This window comes from Salinivibrio sp. IB282 (assembly GCF_001995685.1).
Classification (GTDB): Bacteria; Pseudomonadota; Gammaproteobacteria; order Enterobacterales; family Vibrionaceae; genus Salinivibrio; species Salinivibrio kushneri.
The window spans coordinates 42,083-59,099 of the sequence record NZ_MUET01000009.1 but is presented as its reverse complement, the minus strand read 5'-3'; the positions used below and the strand labels follow the sequence as shown (position 1 = coordinate 59,099).

Annotated in this window: 16 protein-coding genes and 1 pseudogene; 5 read left to right on the top strand and 12 right to left on the bottom strand. The window is 50.4% G+C overall.

The genetic code is table 11. The features are described 5' to 3' along the window. The 8 genes from cysI to BZG14_RS03520 form a co-directional block, all read right to left on the bottom strand. A partial coding sequence (gene cysI / locus BZG14_RS03560; RefSeq protein ID WP_077607998.1) for an assimilatory sulfite reductase (NADPH) hemoprotein subunit occupies nt 1-1,700 on the bottom strand: 1,700 nt, incomplete at its 3' end. Further along, nucleotides 1,700-3,508 (bottom strand): assimilatory sulfite reductase (NADPH) flavoprotein subunit, encoded by a 1,809-nt coding sequence (locus BZG14_RS03555; RefSeq protein ID WP_077607997.1) that lies wholly within the window; start codon nt 3,506-3,508, stop codon nt 1,700-1,702. The genes cysI and BZG14_RS03555, both read right to left, overlap by 1 nt. A gap of 140 nt (nt 3,509-3,648) precedes the next feature. Then, nucleotides 3,649-3,876 carry a thymidylate kinase gene (locus BZG14_RS03550; RefSeq protein ID WP_069361645.1) on the bottom strand — a complete coding sequence of 76 codons (228 nt, stop codon included), beginning with the start codon at nt 3,874-3,876 and terminating at the stop codon, nt 3,649-3,651. Nucleotides 3,877-3,999: 123 nt separating this feature from the next. Continuing rightward, nucleotides 4,000-5,508, bottom strand: a complete 1,509-nt coding sequence (gene exaC / locus BZG14_RS03545) for an acetaldehyde dehydrogenase ExaC (protein WP_077607996.1) — start codon at nt 5,506-5,508, stop codon at nt 4,000-4,002. A 216-nt stretch (nt 5,509-5,724) separates the two neighbouring features. Beyond that, on the bottom strand, nt 5,725-6,378 hold the full coding sequence (locus BZG14_RS03540; RefSeq protein WP_077486463.1) for a TIGR04219 family outer membrane beta-barrel protein: 654 nt from the start codon (nt 6,376-6,378) through the stop codon (nt 5,725-5,727). Between the two features lie 161 nt (nt 6,379-6,539). Beyond that, complete coding sequence (gene pspG, locus BZG14_RS03535; protein WP_069361642.1) at nt 6,540-6,803, bottom strand: envelope stress response protein PspG; 264 nt, start codon at nt 6,801-6,803, stop codon at nt 6,540-6,542. A 158-nt stretch (nt 6,804-6,961) separates the two neighbouring features. Further along, entirely contained in the window at nt 6,962-7,990 is a 1,029-nt protein-coding gene (gene dusA, locus BZG14_RS03530) for a tRNA dihydrouridine(20/20a) synthase DusA (protein WP_077607995.1), read from the bottom strand. 674 nt (nt 7,991-8,664) lie between these two features. After that, a complete protein-coding gene (locus tag BZG14_RS03520) occupies nt 8,665-9,036 on the bottom strand; it encodes a hypothetical protein (protein ID WP_131825165.1) in 372 nt (123 codons plus the stop codon). Between the two features lie 251 nt (nt 9,037-9,287). Here BZG14_RS03520 and BZG14_RS03515 point away from each other — a divergent pair. Then, a pseudogene (locus tag BZG14_RS03515) lies at nt 9,288-9,774 on the top strand (tyrosine-type recombinase/integrase); the annotation flags it as partial. Between the two features lie 87 nt (nt 9,775-9,861). Beyond that, on the top strand, nt 9,862-10,242 hold the full coding sequence (locus BZG14_RS03510; RefSeq protein ID WP_274532382.1) for a type II toxin-antitoxin system PemK/MazF family toxin: 381 nt from the start codon (nt 9,862-9,864) through the stop codon (nt 10,240-10,242). A 270-nt stretch (nt 10,243-10,512) separates the two neighbouring features. Here the strand turns inward: BZG14_RS03510 and BZG14_RS03505 are convergent, their stop codons facing one another. From BZG14_RS03505 to azu, 3 genes are all read right to left on the bottom strand, one after another. Beyond that, nucleotides 10,513-11,718, bottom strand: coding sequence for an IS256 family transposase (locus BZG14_RS03505; protein WP_077486460.1), 1,206 nt, complete (start codon nt 11,716-11,718; stop codon nt 10,513-10,515). Between the two features lie 112 nt (nt 11,719-11,830). Next, a complete protein-coding gene (locus BZG14_RS03500; protein WP_077607994.1) occupies nt 11,831-12,823 on the bottom strand; it encodes a glycosyl transferase family 90 in 993 nt (330 codons plus the stop codon). Between the two features lie 102 nt (nt 12,824-12,925). Beyond that, nucleotides 12,926-13,372 carry an azurin gene (gene azu / locus BZG14_RS03495; protein WP_077457588.1) on the bottom strand — a complete coding sequence of 149 codons (447 nt, stop codon included), beginning with the start codon at nt 13,370-13,372 and terminating at the stop codon, nt 12,926-12,928. Between the two features lie 282 nt (nt 13,373-13,654). Here azu and zur point away from each other — a divergent pair, with 282 nt between their 5' ends. Further along, nucleotides 13,655-14,098 (top strand): zinc uptake transcriptional repressor Zur, encoded by a 444-nt coding sequence (gene zur / locus BZG14_RS03490; RefSeq protein ID WP_077607993.1) that lies wholly within the window; start codon nt 13,655-13,657, stop codon nt 14,096-14,098. A gap of 29 nt (nt 14,099-14,127) precedes the next feature. Further along, entirely contained in the window at nt 14,128-14,592 is a 465-nt protein-coding gene (locus tag BZG14_RS03485) for a chemotaxis protein CheX (RefSeq protein WP_046074362.1), read from the top strand. Nucleotides 14,593-14,681: 89 nt separating this feature from the next. Here BZG14_RS03485 and pgi read toward each other — a convergent pair whose 3' ends face one another. Next, nucleotides 14,682-16,337, bottom strand: a complete 1,656-nt coding sequence (gene pgi, locus BZG14_RS03480) for a glucose-6-phosphate isomerase (RefSeq protein WP_077486457.1) — start codon at nt 16,335-16,337, stop codon at nt 14,682-14,684. A gap of 229 nt (nt 16,338-16,566) precedes the next feature. Here pgi and BZG14_RS03475 point away from each other — a divergent pair, with 229 nt between their 5' ends. Further along, a complete protein-coding gene (locus BZG14_RS03475; protein ID WP_077457592.1) occupies nt 16,567-17,001 on the top strand; it encodes a secondary thiamine-phosphate synthase enzyme YjbQ in 435 nt (144 codons plus the stop codon). Nucleotides 17,002-17,017 lie beyond the last annotated feature (16 nt).

Below are 17,017 nucleotides of genomic sequence, written 5' to 3'. Positions count from 1 at the left end.
CTCTTAGAGACATGCACGGGGGCAATCACCTCGCGGCGGATCAAGAAATCACCAAAGTGCTCACCCACTTCACGCTCCGTTGCCCAGCGACCAATCAACTGATCCAACTCGTCAAGGATCTGACGATCGGTGATGTTCTCTTTATACATTTTCGGTATCCGGGTACCTTCCCAATTTCCGCCTAAATGCAGGTTATAGCGCCCTGGCGCTTTGCCGACCAAACCCACTTCTGCCAGCATCGCGCGGCCGCAACCATTGGGACAGCCGGTCACCCGTAAAACAATCGGATCGTTTTCTACTTGGTGTTTTTTCTGAATCGCTTCCACTTCGGTGACAAAATCGGGAAGAAAGCGCTCCGCTTCTGCCATGGCAAGTGGACAGGTTGGGAAGGAAACACACGCCATCGAATTCGTGCGCTGTACACTGTGCGCATCATCAATTAACCGATAACGACGCGCTAACGCCTCAATCTCGTCTTTTTGCGCTTCAGGGATCCCGGCAATGATCAGGTTTTGGTTAGCGGTCATGCGGAAATCGCCTTGGTGGATCTTAGCGATCTCTGCCATGCCGGTTTTGAGCGGCTTTTCTGGCGTATCACGCAAACGGCCATTTTCGATAAACAGGGCAAGGTGGTATTTACCGTCAATGCCTTTGGTCCAGCCTAAGCGATCGCCGCGTCCGGTAAAGGTATAAGGCCGGCTTGGTGCAAAGCTCACCCCTGCACGCTTTTCCACTTCCGCTTTGAACACATCCGCGCCCACGCGATCAAGGGTGTACTTGGTTTTCGCATTCTTGCGGTTCGAACGGTTCCCCCAATCACGCTGGGTGGTGACCACGGCCTCAGCAATCTGCAACGTATGCTCTAGCGGAATAAAGCCAAAGTCATCAGCACGACGCGGGTAGGTGTTGGTGTCACCATGGGTCATCGCCAGCCCGCCACCGACGAGGACGTTAAAGCCAATCAGTTGTCCGTTTTCCGCAATCGCGACAAAGTTAAGATCGTTGGCGTGCACATCCACATCGTTTTGTGGCGGGATCACCACCGTAGTCTTGAACTTGCGCGGCAGATAGCGCTCGCCCAAAATCGGCTCTTTGTCTTGGCTACCTTCTACTTTTTCACCATCAAGCCAAATCTCTGCGTAAGCGCGGGTTTTAGGCAGCAAGTGCTCGCTGATGCGCTTTGCCCAATCATAGGCTTGCTGATGAAGCTCTGACTCCACCGGGTTAGAGGTGCACAACACGTTGCGATTGACATCCCCGGCGGTGGCAATCGAGTCAATGCCATATTCATTCAAGGTCTGGTGCATAAGCTTGATGTTCGGCTTAAGGACACCATGAAACTGAAAGGTTTGTCGGGTAGTCAGGCGAATACTGCCATAGAGCGAGCTTTCACGGGCAAACTTGTCAATCGCTAACCATTGCTGGGGCGTAATAATCCCGCCCGGCATCCGCGCTCGCAACATCACATTATGCAGCGGCTCCAGTTTTTGCTTTTGCCGCTCAGCGCGAATATCGCGATCGTCTTGCTGATACATGCCGTGAAAACGGATCAGCTGGAAGTTATCATCGGTAAACCCCCCCGTGATCGGATCCTGTAAGTCTTGATCAATGGTGCCACGCAAGTAATCACTTTGCTCTTTTAAACGCTCATTATCGGCCAGTGGGCCCAGTGTATCGCCCGCAAATTTCTGTTCACTCATTAGTACACATCCCTTTGATAGCGCTTATCTTTGCGCAATTCATTAATAAAGGTTTCCGCTTGCTCACGGCTTTGTTGATCCTGTGTCTGGGCAATCTCAATTAAGGCTTCATGGACATCTTTCGCCATTTGGTTGGCATCACCACACACATAGATGTAAGCGCCATTTGATAGCCATTGCCACACTGTCTCAGCACGCGCGAGCAACCGGTGCTGGACATACACTTTCTCAGCCTGATCGCGGCTAAAGGCCACATCCATCCGCGTCAGCAGGCCAGATTTAAGGTATTGCTGCCATTCAACCTGATAGAGAAAATCGTCAGTGAAGGTGCGATCGCCAAAGAACAACCAGTTATCGCCTTTCGCCTCGCGTTGCTCTCGCTCTTGCAAGAAGGCGCGGAACGGCGCGATACCGGTACCTGGACCAATCATAATGATGGGGGTGTCATCACTGGTTGGCAGTTTGAAGTTATCGTTGTGCTCAACAAACACCTTAACCGTCTCRGCCGCTTCAGCGCGGTGGGCAAGAAAGCTCGAGGCGCCGCCTTGGCGTGATTCTCCGCTCTCATGCTGATAATCCACCAGCCCGACGGTAAGGTGCACTTCGTCCTCCACTTCCGCTTGGCTAGAGGCGATCGAGTACAAACGCGGAGTCAGTCGGCGCAATATCGATTGAAACTGCTCGACATTCAGGTTGACGTCCGCCAGTGCCAGCACATCGATCAGCTGAGTGCGATTCGCGAAGTCGCGCAATGCGGCTTTGTCTTCCGTCAATGCGGTGAGTGTGTCGCTTTCCGACAACGCCGCCAGCGCAGTGATCTGCTGCGGGTTAGAAGCGGTGATTTCATAGTCAGTGATCAGCGCCTCGCGCAACGAAACGGCACTGCCATCCACCGCTACCGACTCGTCACCACTCAGTCCTACTTGGGCTAAAATGGCATCGGCTAATAGAGGATCGTTTTGATACCACACCCCCAAGGCATCGCCCGGTTGGTATTGAATGCCGGACTCATCCAGATCAAATTCAATGTGGTAAACCGCTTTATCTGAGCCTCGTCCGGTAATGYGCTGGCAGGTGAGTAGCTCGGCCGTGTACGGGGATTGTTTGGTGTATTTTGCCTGCGCGGTAGCTTGATGGAGAGGCACCACCTGCGCATCGCCACTGGCCTGAAACTGCTGCTTCACCTCGGCTAAGGTTTGCTCTCGCCAAGCACTGGCAGTGGCTTCATAATCCACATCGCAATCAAGACGGGCGACCATGGGCTTAGCGCCGAGTTTTTGTAAAAAGGCGTCAAAATCTTTACCTGTTTGGCAAAAGTACTCGTAACTCGAGTCTCCTAAGCTCAAAACGGCGTAGTGAAGATGGTCAAGCTTAGGCGCTTTCTTGGATTGCAAAAATTCATGCAGCTCAATGGCGTTATCCGGTGGCTCGCCTTCTCCATTGGTAGAGGCGACAATGACAAGGTGGGTTTCTTTGCCCAGTTGCTTACCTTTGTAGTTATCTGCCGCCACCAATTTGGCTGGGATCCCAGCCGCTTCCGCTTCCTGATGCAGCGCCTCCGCGACGCCTTTAGCGTTGCCGGTTTGTGACGCATACAAAATGGTCAGAGTCTGGTTAGGGGCAGAACTGTCTTGTGGCATAGCATTGGGTGCCGCCGCTTCACCAGCAGGTGTTTGGCTTAACCCCCAAAAATAACCACTAATCCAGGCCAGTTGCTGCGGTGACAACTCCGCCACGGCTTGTTGCAACTGGCCTATTTGCTGATCATTAAGCGGGCTGGTTAACCCGGAGAGATCCTTGAGTAACATGGTGACGACATTCCTTGCTAACATTGCGTGAATGCTAGCGTACCCTCACCAATTAATAACAATAAAGAATAGATACGAATGTTTTATAACGTTTTGTAAGGTAGGTACGTAATCGCGTGTCATTGAGCGGGAAAATAATGTTAGTCAGCAATACGTACTTGCTGAAAACCAATCTCAAGCGCGTTCAAGGTCGCTTGGTCAATATCGGTAAAGCATTGTTCAATCCCTTCAGCATTGGTAAGCGCCATTAAACCGCCACTGGTGTGTCGACACTCAACCACCCACCCTTCGCTATCTAACGAAGGCTCAACGACCGCTTCAATCAAAAGCTGTTGACGGTATAAAGCACGGAGCTGTTCGGCTGTCATGATGCTTTGCCCACTCAATTGGATCACTTATTGAGTTTAGTCTCAGATAAGCAAAGCTGCCATGCGGGAAGCTTGATGCGCAGAGGCGATGTTATCACCGCCCCTGCTTTGAGGGATTCTCTATTAAAAGAAGCCCAATGGATCAATGTCGTAGCTAACGAGTAAGTTCTTCGTTTGTTGATAGTGACCCAGCATCATTTTATGTGTCTCTCGTCCAATACCGGATTTTTTGTAGCCACCAAAGGCAGCATGGGCCGGATAAAGGTGATAGCAGTTGGTCCAGACCCGCCCTGCTTCAATCGCACGTCCTACACGATAAGCGCGGTTCATATCACGTGTCCAAAGCCCTGCGCCCAATCCGTACTCAGTGTGGTTGGCAATCGCCAACGCTTCCGCCTCGTCTTTAAAGGTGGTTACTCCAATTACGGGCCCAAAGATCTCTTCTTGGAAAACCCGCATATCATTATGGCCTGCCAGCAAGGTCGGCTGCACATAATAGCCACCACCCAAATCCTGGTGGCTACCGCCAATTAAGACCTTCGCGCCTTCTTCTTGCCCGACCTTCAAATAACTCATGATCTTATCGAACTGTTCGTCCGATGCTTGCGCCCCGACCTGGGTCTCGGTATCAAGGGGGTTACCTTGTTTTATCGTGCCAGCGCGCTCAATCACGCGTGCGATAAAGTCGTCGTAGATACTTTCCTGGATCAGCGCGCGCGACGGACAGGTGCACACTTCGCCTTGGTTGAAGAAACCAAGCAACAGGCCTTCTACCGCTTTATTGATATAGGCTTCCTCTTGCTGCATCACGTCTTCAAAATAGATGTTGGGCGATTTGCCCCCCAGCTCCACGGTTGAAGGAATCAGGTTTTCCGCCGCGCAACGTAGAATGTGATGACCCACTGGCGTAGAGCCTGTGAACGCCAGTTTGGCAATCCGGGGCGATGTGGCAAGTGCTTGTCCGGCTTCGGCGCCATAACCATTGACCACGTTCACCACACCAGCTGGCAGCAGATCGCCAATCAACTCCATCAATAGCAAAATGGTCGTCGGCGTTTGCTCCGCCGGCTTGAGTACCACGCAGTTGCCTGCCGCCAAGGCCGGTGCCAGTTTCCATGACGCCATCAGCAAAGGAAAATTCCACGGAATGATTTGTCCTACCACTCCCAATGGCTCGTAAATATGATACGCCACTGTGCCCGCATCCAGCTCCGCCGCGGTGCCCTCTTGAGCACGAATACAGCCGGCAAAGTAGCGGAAGTGGTCGGCGCAAAGCGGAATATCGGCCGCCAGAGTTTCACGCACCGCTTTACCGTTTTCCCAGGTTTCCGCCACCGCGAGCATTTCGAGGTTCGCTTCAATCCGATCAGCAATTTTTAACAGAATATTGGCGCGATCAGTGACAGAGGTTTTGCCCCATGCGTCTTTGGCGCCATGAGCCGCATCCAGTGCCAGATCGACATCATCGCTACTTGAGCGCGGCACTTCAGCAAGGGTTTCGCCAGTGCACGGTGACGTATTGGCAAAATACTGGCCTTTCACCGGCGGCACCCAATCACCTCCAATAAAGTTTTGATAACGCGACTTAAAACTCACCACTGACCCATCTGTTCCTGGTTTTGCGTAAATCATACTCTTTCCTTATTCCATGTTTGAGTTGATGGCGGAGCACGTACTGCTCTCTCCTTGCCGTTATTACTCAAAAAGCGTGGCAGAGTTTTTTATCGCTGGGTATTAGGCGAAAGTCGCAGTGAGACATGGGCGACAGAAGCGAATAGGCGGAATCTTCAGGTATAAAAAAACCGCGCCTATGCGCGGTTTTTACTCGTTGCCTTGACGTTCAACCGACTAAAAGTCGAGCTCTGCACCAACAAAGAAGCCAGTCAGATCAAGCTCACCTTTGTTATTGTCAAAATAATCGAAATCGTGATCAATCATCCGATACCCGCCTCGTACGTTCAAATCAGCGGCCACTAAACCTAACTGATATTGCAAGCCCGCTTCGGCATCCAAGGTGCTGGTACCATCAAACTCGCCTTTGCTCACGGTGGCAAATACAAATAAAGGCGTGCCGACTAGACCTACACGTGCATCGGCATACAGGTTTGGCTGCCATTCGTCGAAGCTCTCCCCGTTGAATTTACCAGATTGGAAACGCTGTAAATTAACGCCGGCATCCACCGATACGAGATCGTTATCGAGAAACTCGTAATAGGCAACAAAATCGATTTGGTCAAAATCGACTTTTCCCGTATCTGTTCCATCAACACTCACCGAGGTTTGACGAATTTTTGCATTGGGGATCAGCGGAAGTGGGTGCTCAATTGCCGCATAGTAAGAGCCAGCCGTGCTCGCATCATCGGCTTCYACATTGTCGACATCAGCATCCATAAACCAGGCATCGGCGCCGACTTTTCCCCCGGCAAGGGTGGCTGCTTGAGACGGCATGGCCAGTAGCGCGGTAAACGCTGCGGCGGCAAGCGTCATTGAAGTGGTTTTCATGAAACTCTCCACATTGTCGATTAAAAAAGGTCGTCACGCGGAGGCGGCAAAGCCATGCCTTGTCGCCGATTGCTTAGAATAATAGCAAGCTTTGTGCCGAGGTGAAGAGAAAAAACCGCAACAGCATGCGTTTGCTGTGTCAACGCGCAAATTTTGTGCGCTTAGCGGCGACGGAATCGTGCCCAGCGCTTTTCATTGATAATCACTTCAGGCTCACCTTTGCGGCCGCGACGCTGGCGTTTAACCAGCCAAACGACCAAAGCGATCACCAAAAGCCATGGTAGTAGCTTAAGCAGGGTCCCTATCATCCCGGCCAACATCATCACAGCAAAGCCTGCCAGCATGGCCAGCACCATGCCCATGATGCTCACGCCTGTCATGAACAATACAACAGCAAAGCCAATCAGAAAGAGTATTTCGATCATTGCGATCTCCTTGTCTTGATAGCGAGACAGACTTTGCAGGTTTTAGGCCAATTTGTCACTCGATAATTGATCATTAATTCAATAGATTACAGAAATGCCTTCAAGATGAAATGAAGGTGCGGTTAGATTGAAACCAACGAGTGGTGATTTTCACCGGATCAGGCGTCAAGCCATTGCTCAGGGATATGGCCCATTGCAGTGGTCAGTACCTCAATCCCCGCGCCCGGCTTGTGCGCATTCTCGCTGATATAACGGCGCCACTGCCGCGCGCCTGGCATATTTTGGAACAGACCTAACATATGGCGGCTGATATGATTGAGTTGCGCCCCGTGAGTAAGCTGCTGCTCGATGTATGGGAACATCGCCTCGACGGCTTGGCGACGTGTAATGCGAGGGGTTGTCTTACCAAATAAACGCTGATCGACCTCGGCCAACATAAACGGGCTCTGATAGGCTTGGCGGCCAACCATCACACCATCAAGATGCGCAAGGTGCTGCTCCGCCTCCTCAAGGCTTTTCACCCCGCCATTGATGGCAAGCGTCAGGTGCGGAAAATCTTTTTTCAGCTGGTACACACGCGGGTAATCCAGCGGCGGGATCTCCCGATTTTCTTTAGGGCTCAGACCTTTCAACCACGCCTTACGTGCATGCACGGTAAACATATCGCAGCCACTCTTTTCACTGACGATACCCACAAAGTCAGTCAAAAATTCATAGCTGTCTTGTTCATCAATACCAATGCGCGTTTTCACCGTAATAGGCACATCGGTTACTTCACGCATCGCGGCCACGCACTGCGCCACCAGCTCAGGCTCCGCCATTAAGCACGCCCCAAATCGCCCGTTTTGCACCCGATCCGATGGGCAACCAACGTTGAGGTTAATTTCATCATAACCACGCTCGGCCGCCAGCTTAGCGCATGTTGCCAAATCCGCCGGATCCGATCCCCCCAGCTGCAACGCCACCGGATGCTCCTGCTCGTGGTAAGCAAGGTAATCCGCCTTACCATGAATGATCGCACCTGTGGTGACCATTTCAGTAAACAGCAAAGTGCGCCCAGACAATAAACGATGGAAGTAACGGCAGTGACGATCCGTCCAATCTAACATCGGGGCAACAGAGAAACGCTGCATCACCGTTTTTGGCGTCACATCAGGGCTGGCGGCGGTTTTGCTGGGGTTAGTCATGGTCTCGAATCTCTGCAAATTACGTTAAACGACAGTCGTTTTCGACAGGCGGTACGCCCATAGTACGCCTCAGAGCAGAGGAACAAATATAGACGAACACCCGCGAATGCCTTAAATACTGAAAGGCACCACCTGTAGATACACGCAACAGGCGGACGCGGATTATACACAGAGTGTCCAAGACATTTAAGCAGAATCCACATGCAGTAACGTGAGCAAACAAGCCTCCCAGTCAGTGAGAAACCAACGTTATCGGCTAAAAGGTGTCAGCAAAGATTAGTGGTAACATTGATATGTTCTTGAATAAACGAAGTGTTTGGGCTGTAGCAATACAGTATCTGCCGGCTATTTGAAAAGATTGAGGAGATGTCGCAGGTAGCAGACCACCGTAACTTAAACGTGCTGTGGGCGATGTACACGGAATCGTTCCCGCATAAGTTACATGAAAAAGGGGCGTGATCCCCAGGGCGAGCGCAGTGATGTTTACTGTGCACTCATTCACGCGAAAGATCATTGTTTGAACTTCGGCCGCTCGACTATATAGGCATATAACGCGATCAGTGGGAAGATTATTAACGCGAACTCCCCTAACGTATTCCAAAAGGCATAAGCACCTAACGCTGCCGCCAATGCAACGAGGATTAATAACGATCGATCCTTTAATCGGCGCATGATTATTGATTCCTTAGCAAGTTGTGGCTGTTTGGTTGGCGTAAAGCATCATCCGCAGCCCATAAAGGTAAACCAAGCTCTTGAAAAGCTTTTTTAAGCTCTTCACCACTACATGACGTCGCACTTGTTGACGCTCTCAGTGCTGAACCAATAATCGCCCCAGCATAAAAAGAAGCTGTGACACCTGCGACTGTGGTTCCTGCGGCTCGACTAGCAACTACGCTAATCGAGACATCAGCAGCTTTAGTCATTAAAGCCGCTTCAATACTCGCTAGCGCACCTGACATTGTTGCCATACTACCAAACACTGTTTTGGGTACAGGAAGCCCCATTAGCTCTAAATTACTTTCGATATTGTGTGTGAATTTATCCACGTTAAATCGGCAAATCGCCATACAATTGATGCCCTTATACTGAAAATTCAGTTTAACTGAATAACTGCTCACCAAAAAATAGGGACTACGATATGTGATTTATGACTCGCTTTATATGCTTGATACGTCATTTCGGTTATCTCTTGGAACAAAATCACACATTAATCGTTGCCACGCTACCGCTTGGAAACGTGGGAAATCGAAAAGGTATCTTTGAGCAGCTATCCAATTCATTTAGACAGGAAGATATCGAGCAGGGCGAGCGCCCGAATGGCAACGTGCGTATTCCGTTTATTGCTATTCTCGATTTTTACGTGCTCAAATGTATGCGCATTGGCGAAGTGTGCGCGATCACCTGGGAAGACTTAGACGAAAAAAACAAGCAAGTGCTAGTGCGTAACCGCAAAGACCCGCGCAAGAAAAGTGGCAACCACATGTTGGTCCCCTTGCTGGGTGAAAGCTTTGATATTGTGATGCGCCAGCCAAGAGAAAGCGATCGGATATTTCCGTACAACCCGCGTTCAGTCACTGCCGGGTTTCAGCGTGTGCGAAATGCGCTAAGCATTACCGATTTACGCTATCACGATTTACGCCGCGAGGGGGGCCAGCCGATTGTTTGAGAAAGGCTACTCGATTGAGCAAGTGGCGCAAGTGACAGACCACCGGAACTTGAACGTGCTGTGGACGGTGTACACGGAATTGTTTCCGCATAAGTTGCATAACAAGCAGCTTACGTAAAATAATAAGCACCTGTATAAAAAGGACTAACAGAAAGAGGACGTTACTTTGCCCGTAAAATACGCCCCAAGCATCGGTCAGATTTTGATGTGCGATTTCAAAGGAATGGTGCCACCTGAAATGGTAAAACGCCGACCTGTCATTATCACCAATTCAGCAAGGAGAGGTCCCAAGCTTGCGCAGGTTGTTTGCTTGAGCACTGTAGAGCCGGAACCGATAATGGGTTGCCACATGCGGATACACGATCGCTACCTCCCTCGAGACAAGTTTTTCATGGGTAAAGAGACATGGCTAAAAGGCGACATGGTCTACACCGTCAGCTTTGACCGTTTAGACTATATAAGAGCAGGAATGGACAATGGTAAGCGCGTGTACTTTAAGCAAAAGCTAAACCGAGACAATATGAGGCAAGTTTATGCCTGCATGCTTCACGGCATGAACTTACACCGTTTGATAGAGCATCTCTGATGCTTTGCGAATTGCGTAGAGTTGGCGCGAGTTAACAAAAGTTAACCAAACTCGGTTGACTACAGTACCACTCAGGCATATCATTTAATTGTTCCCGCACGTACGGCTCTGCCGTAGCGATGCTCTAAGACTACACTTGATGGAGTGTAGCCAGCCCATAAGATGGCGATAACAAGCCTACATGGTGCTGCTTGATAGCAAACCCTCGCCTCGGCGGGGGTTTTTGTTTTTCAAAGAGAGGGTGTTCAATATTCTGTGTCAGCCAATGTTTCATAGGTCTATGTAATCATCCAGTCGGCCTTCGAAGTGAATGGCCAGCTGCGATAGCGTCAGGCTCCAGTTCTGCACCGGATGCGACCAACGCTCAGACGCCTTTAACATACCCGCGTAGAGTAGCTTGAGCAAGCTGTTCTCGTTCGCAAAACCGCCCTTGGTTTTGGTCAGTTTGCGGAACTGGCGGTGCACGGCCTCAACGGCGTTCGTCGTATAAATGGCGGTACGCACGTATTCCGGATATTTGAAGTAAGTAGAGAGCGTGGACCATTTATTGCGCCAGGACTTAATAACGATGGGGTATTTGTCACCCCACTTGGCTTCTAAGTCATCCAGCGCGCTCTCTGCGGCGGATAATGTGACTGCCTTGTACACGCACTTCAAGTCGGCCATGAAGGCTTTTTGGTGCTTGCTGGCCACGTATTTCATTGAGTGGCGAATTTGATGAATAATGCAGTGCTGTACTTCCGTCTTCGGATAGATACTTTCAATCGCTTCAGGGAAGCCCTTAAGGCCATCAACGCACGCAATAAGGATATCTTGTACACCACGATTGTGCAGGTCGGTCAGCACGCTGAGCCAGTGATGGGCACCTTCAGACTCTGACAGGTAAAGGCCCAGCAGCTCTTTTTTCCCCTCAACGTTGAGGCCGAGAATGGTGTACACCGCTTTAGTAATAAAGCGCCCCTTCTCTTTGATTTTATAGTGAATGGCATCGAGCCAGACAATCGGATAGACCGCTTCTAATTGCCGCTCACGCCAAGCCTGAAGCTCAGGCAGTAGCTTATCAGTCACGGCATTGAGGTTACCGTTGGATACATTAATACCGTACAACTCTTCGATGTGCATGCGGATATCTTGGTAACTGGTACCCAGCGAAAACAGCGCAAGGATTTTACGCTCCAGCTCATCGGTTAAATGCGTTTGATGTTTTTTCACTAATTGCGGCTCGAACGAGCCTGCCCGGTCGCGTGGTGTACTGAGTTCAAAGCTGCCAGCAGGGCTCTTAACGGACTTGGATGTAGAGCCGTTCTTACGGTTAGGCTGCTTTTCATCAGCGAGGTGTTCATCAAGCTCAGCTTGCATGGCTGCTTCAGTGAGCTGCTTGATGAGAGGGGTTAAGATGCCGTCTTTGCCGGTGAGGTCTTTACCTTCACGCAAAGCTTGCAAGGCGGCATCCATATCGAATGTTGGTTTGGTCATGTGTCATCCCTTTTTGTACAGTCTAACGAAGTGACACAGAATTCTGAACACTACCGTGCTGAGCCGCACTCAACTGTACTATATGTCAGTAACCTATGCCCCCATCACTTTCTCATTTTGCATACACGCTCAGTCCAAAAGCATCGTCAGTTCTTTCTCTGACTTGCTGCGAAAGCCGAAAGTATTTCTCTGCCACTAAGTAGCTGATCACCGACTCTTTTTGTCGGTCGCGGAATTGATTCACCCATTGGTGAGCATTGTTGATGATCGCTTGTGCTTCATGCGGATGAGTGAGGTAATAGTCGATGACTGCCTCTAGGTTGGAGAAATCAGCGTTGACCTCGGCATAGTGGACCCCGGGGATTAATTGGCCCTCCATAAACCAGGTTTCATATTCCATTGGGGGTGACAAGCAAAGCGAGTTGGAGGACATGATCCATTTTAAATTGGTGGCAACGTCTTTCCCTTCCACACTGAGAATAAACTTATGCTGTAGCTGCGCTTGCGGTGTCAGCGGGGCTTTTCGGTAAGCTTGGTCAGTATCATCCACGGGCCGTGAATCCCCGACATCAATGGTTGGATGCGTGTAAAAGCGCTGAAGAAGCTGGCGGCGCTTGTCATTGAAACAGCGCCCGCGCCATACCGCGCTATCGCGTTTTTGCCCAAACGGCACAGGATCATTAATAAATTGGAAGTGACGCACCGCGTTGAGCTTGAGCAGGACGGCGTTTTGATTGTCGCCATGAATCGGTCGGCTTTTTACAAATGCTGGCGTGAATGGTGGTTGTGTCACATCGCCGCCTAAGTAATGTAGAAACAAGCCATTTGGGAACCAGCGCATTACCCGCAATATATCGAAAAAATACACCGAGCCGTGGTCTTGTCTCACTCGGCCCGTCTGGTGATCACAGTATTGCTCGGACAAGCAAAATGGTGCAGCCATACGGTTGTAGTAGCTGACGCGCTGGTCGATATCGGATTGATGCTGCTGATAAATGGGTAAAAGTTGCCGACGCATCCAAGTGCGATACCAGTGATTTGGGATCGCATTGACGGCCAAATTGTAGCTATAGTAGCGGAGTTTTTCACCCTCTTGCTCCGTCAATCCGTTGGCGGATGTCGGTTTACAGCAAAGCCTAACCGAGCAAGATGACGAGCAAATGAAATGGGCGAGAGAGCCAGTTACTCTGCTCTCTCGCAACAAGACTTATTCGATGGTGAATTTGCCTTTCATTACCGTCCAGTGACCTGGGAAAGAGCAGAAATAGGTTAAGTCTTTACCTTGCAAGCCTTCAGTTGAGAAGGTGATGCTGGTGCTTTCACCGCCGCCTATCAGCTTAGTGTGTGCCAAGATGCGGTCGTCGCCTTGTGGTAGATAGTCGTTATCTGCCCCTGCACCGGCGCCTTTCATGGCGATATCTTGCAAGTTAGACGTTTCCGACAGCACCCAGTTGTGGCCCATAGAGGTCACAGGCATTGAGCCTTGATGCTCCAGCGTTAGCGTAACTTCGCTGCAGCTTGCTGGTACGGACAACGATGACTGGTCGTAGGCCATTTTATCGCCGGTGGTGACAGTTAACTCACACTCATTGGCAGCCGCTTGCGTTGAAACAGACGCGAACGCCAGGGCGGCGAGGGCTAACAGTTTTTTCATCGGTACATACTCCTATTATGGATGTAAAGGTATGTTTTTAATGCCTGTGGCACGCTGTCATCATACTGACATAACAGCGCAAAACAGTTAGCCGATTCAAAAATCGACTGATTGGTTTTTATTTTTACTTCTATCATTACTGTAGGGTGACTGATCGCGATCAAGTGATATTGGACTACCTATTTACACTTGTGGCAAAGCGCATAGGATGACGATAGGTGGGGTGCGATGTTATACAGCTATGGTAAGATAACTGACTGACTGTTAGCACTTTGAGGCGCTATGACCAACACCACTGGGTTACTGCACCGCGCACAGCAGCTTTGCGAGCAACGCGGCGTGCGATTAACGCCGCAGCGGACGCGCGTTTACGAGATTATCGCCWACTATTCACGTGCGATCAGCGCCTATGAGCTGCTAGACGAGCTGCGTGAAACAGAGCCACAAGCCAAACCACCAACGGTTTATCGTGCGCTAGACTTTCTGTTAGCGCAGGGGTTTGTGCATAAGGTGGAGTCAACCAATAGCTATATCGCTTGTTGTCATCTTGGCCACCAGGGGCACTGCTCCCAACTGCTCATCTGTGATCAATGCGGCACCGTGGAAGAGTGTCACACTGAGGAGCTTTCTGAGGCGTTGCGTGAAAAGGCGCAAACAATGGGGTTTAAGGTTCAACATCACGTGATTGAAACCCATGGTACCTGCGCACAATGCCTAGCCCACTAATACTGAATTGATTAGGACGGACATTCTTTATGGAAGCACAATTCGTCAACCCATTTCTTACTTCACTGATCAATGTGCTACAGACGATGGCACAGCTGGAAATCCAGCCAGAGAAGCCTCACTTGAAAAAGTCAGAGATCGCCAAAGGGGACGTTTCTGGGTTAATTGGTATGGTCGGCCCACAGACTAAGGGCTCCTTYTCCGTTACCTTTGATGAAGATATGGCGCTTGAAATCATGCAGCGTATGCTCGGAGAGCGGTCCGAGTCGATTGATGAAGAAGTGACGGATATGGTCGGTGAGATCACCAATATGGTGACAGGTGGCGCGAAGCGTATTTTGTCAGAAAAGGGCTTCGAATTTGAGATGGCGACCCCTGTGGTCGTATCCGGCAAAGGCCATACCATCAACCACAAAAGTGATGGTCCAGTGATCATCATGCCATTTAAATCCCCGCACGGCACTGCCTTTATTGAGATCTGTTTCGATCACTAAGCGGGCGTACGTCGCTGACGGCCACAAAATATAAAAACGCCGCGATAACCATCGCGGCGTTTGACTTTCTCAATCGCGGTTAGCTCAGCTTAGGCTTGGCGCCACTGCTTAAACGCGTTGATCAATCCATTGGTCGAGCTATCGTGGCTCTCAACCTGTTGCGCATCACCGAGCTCTGGCAGGATGTTACTCGCCAGCTGTTTACCCAGCTCAACACCCCACTGATCAAAGCTGAAGATATTCCAAATTACCCCCTGGGTGAAGATCTTGTGCTCATACATGGCAATCAAAGCGCCGAGTGTATAAGGGGTCATTTTCTCTACCAAGATCGAGTTGGTTGGGCGGTTACCTTCAAACACTTTAAATGGCGCAATCGCAGCCACGTCTTCGGCGGATTTGCCCGCTTGCATTAACTCGGCTTCAACTTGCTCACGGCTCTTACCAAACGCGAGCGCTTCCGTCTGGGCGAAGAAGTTCGCCATCAATTTTGCGTGATGATCGCCAATCGCATTGTGGCTGTGCACAGGGGCAATGAAGTCACATGGGATCAGCTTGGTGCCTTGGTGAATCAGCTGATAGAAAGCATGCTGACCATTGGTGCCTGGTTCACCCCAGATGATTGGGCCGGTTTGGTAGTCAACAGGATTACCGTTGCGGTCGACATACTTACCGTTTGATTCCATATTGCCTTGTTGGAAATACGCGGCAAAACGGTGCATGTATTGGTCATACGGTAAAATCGCTTCTGATTCCGCCCCGTGGAAGTTGTTGTACCAAATACCAATCAACGCCAATAACACCGGCATGTTTTGTGCCATGGGTGCGGTTTTGAAGTGGTTATCCATTTGGTGCGCGCCATCGAGTAAGGTGACAAAGTTGTCGTAACCTACGCCCAAGCAGATAGAAAGACCAATCGCTGACCACAGTGAATAGCGGCCGCCAACCCAGTCCCAGAATTCGAACATGTTGGCGGTATCGATACCAAATTCAGACACCGCCTTTGCGTTGGTAGAAAGCGCAGCAAAGTGCTTCGCCACCTGGCTGTCATCGCCTGCAGCGTTCATTAACCAGTCACGCGCCGTGTGCGCGTTGGTCATGGTTTCTTGGGTGGTAAAGGTTTTTGACGCCACCAAGAACAAGGTGGTTTCCGGGTTAAGGGCTTTTAACGTCTCGGCCATGTGAGTGCCATCGACGTTAGAGACAAAGTGCAGGTTGAGATGGTTCTTATAAGGGGCGAGTGCCTCGGTCACCATATAAGGGCCCAAATCTGATCCCCCGATACCAATATTCACTACATCGGTGATCGCTTTACCGGTATAACCTTTCCATTCGCCACTGATCACGCGCTCGGAGAAAGACTGCATCTGTGCCAATACCGCATTGACCTTAGGCATCACATCTTCGCCGTCAACCATTATAGGCGTGTTGCTGCGATTCCGTAGTGCTGTGTGGAGTACCGCGCGATCTTCTGTACGGTTGATTTTCTCACCGCTAAACATTGACTCTATCGCTTCAGCCACCCCGGTTTCGTCGGCGAGTGCCAATAACTTAGTCAGCGTCTCTTCACTGATCAGGTTTTTGGAATAATCCAACAGAATGCTGTCTTCGAATTGCGTTGAGAAGTGGGCAAATCGCTCTGGATTATCAGCAAACAGATCAGCCAGTGTATAGTCCTGCGCTTCTTCAAAATGGGCGGTCAGTGATTGCCACGCCACGGTCTGAGTGGGATTCGTTGTCTTTAGCATCATGTCATCCAAATCGCGTTGTGAGTGCTGCTGTGGGTATCACAGCAGGCAAGGATCCTGTATAACGTCAGCACCACCACGCTGTACGCAGCGGTCATTGGTGTAATATTACATAATCATGGCTCGATTCTCACATGCAATCGCTGTGAGTAGGTTGCGATCAATCATAGAATAGTTGGRTCGCCTTTGAGCCAACTGCATACGATAAAGATCACAACAAGGATTGCTTATGTGGTATCAAACTGAGATTCGTCTACGTGCCCGGCCGCGCGGCTTTCACCTAATCACCGACGAAATCGTTCACGCACTTCCTATGCTAAGCGATATTGATGTGGGTATGGTACAGGTGTTTATCAAGCACACCTCGGCGAGCTTAACCCTCAATGAAAACGCCGACCCAACCGTGCGCCAAGATATGGAAGCGCACTTTAACCACTCAGTGCCTGAGCGTGCGCCTTATTATCGCCACACCTACGAAGGAGACGATGACATGCCAGCGCACATCAAAGCGTCATTATTAGGCGCAAGTATCACTGTCCCCATCAGCCAAGGTCAATTAAATCTCGGTACGTGGCAAGGGATTTATCTAGGCGAGCATCGCGACCAGGGCGGCACGCGTACCTTGGTAGTGACCTTGCAAGGCGCGCCACAAGCCAACGTCTAATCTCGCTGGCCAACAT

What these genes read in the sequence shown, in the direction of transcription:
- dusA (WP_077607995.1), bottom strand. Translation starts at nt 7,990, where the DNA reads ATGACTAACCCCAGCAAAACCGCCGCCAGCCCTGATGTGACGCCAAAA.
- BZG14_RS03505 (WP_077486460.1), bottom strand. Translation starts at nt 11,718, where the DNA reads ATGACCAAACCAACATTCGATATGGATGCCGCCTTGCAAGCTTTGCGT.
- pspG (WP_069361642.1), bottom strand. Translation starts at nt 6,803, where the DNA reads ATGATCGAAATACTCTTTCTGATTGGCTTTGCTGTTGTATTGTTCATG.
- BZG14_RS03550 (WP_069361645.1), bottom strand. Translation starts at nt 3,876, where the DNA reads ATGACAGCCGAACAGCTCCGTGCTTTATACCGTCAACAGCTTTTGATT.
- exaC (WP_077607996.1), bottom strand. Translation starts at nt 5,508, where the DNA reads ATGATTTACGCAAAACCAGGAACAGATGGGTCAGTGGTGAGTTTTAAG.
- pgi (WP_077486457.1), bottom strand. Translation starts at nt 16,337, where the DNA reads ATGCTAAAGACAACGAATCCCACTCAGACCGTGGCGTGGCAATCACTG.
- azu (WP_077457588.1), bottom strand. Translation starts at nt 13,372, where the DNA reads ATGAAAAAACTGTTAGCCCTCGCCGCCCTGGCGTTCGCGTCTGTTTCA.
- BZG14_RS03510 (WP_274532382.1), top strand. Translation starts at nt 9,862, where the DNA reads ATGTGCGATTTCAAAGGAATGGTGCCACCTGAAATGGTAAAACGCCGA.
- BZG14_RS03475 (WP_077457592.1), top strand. Translation starts at nt 16,567, where the DNA reads ATGTGGTATCAAACTGAGATTCGTCTACGTGCCCGGCCGCGCGGCTTT.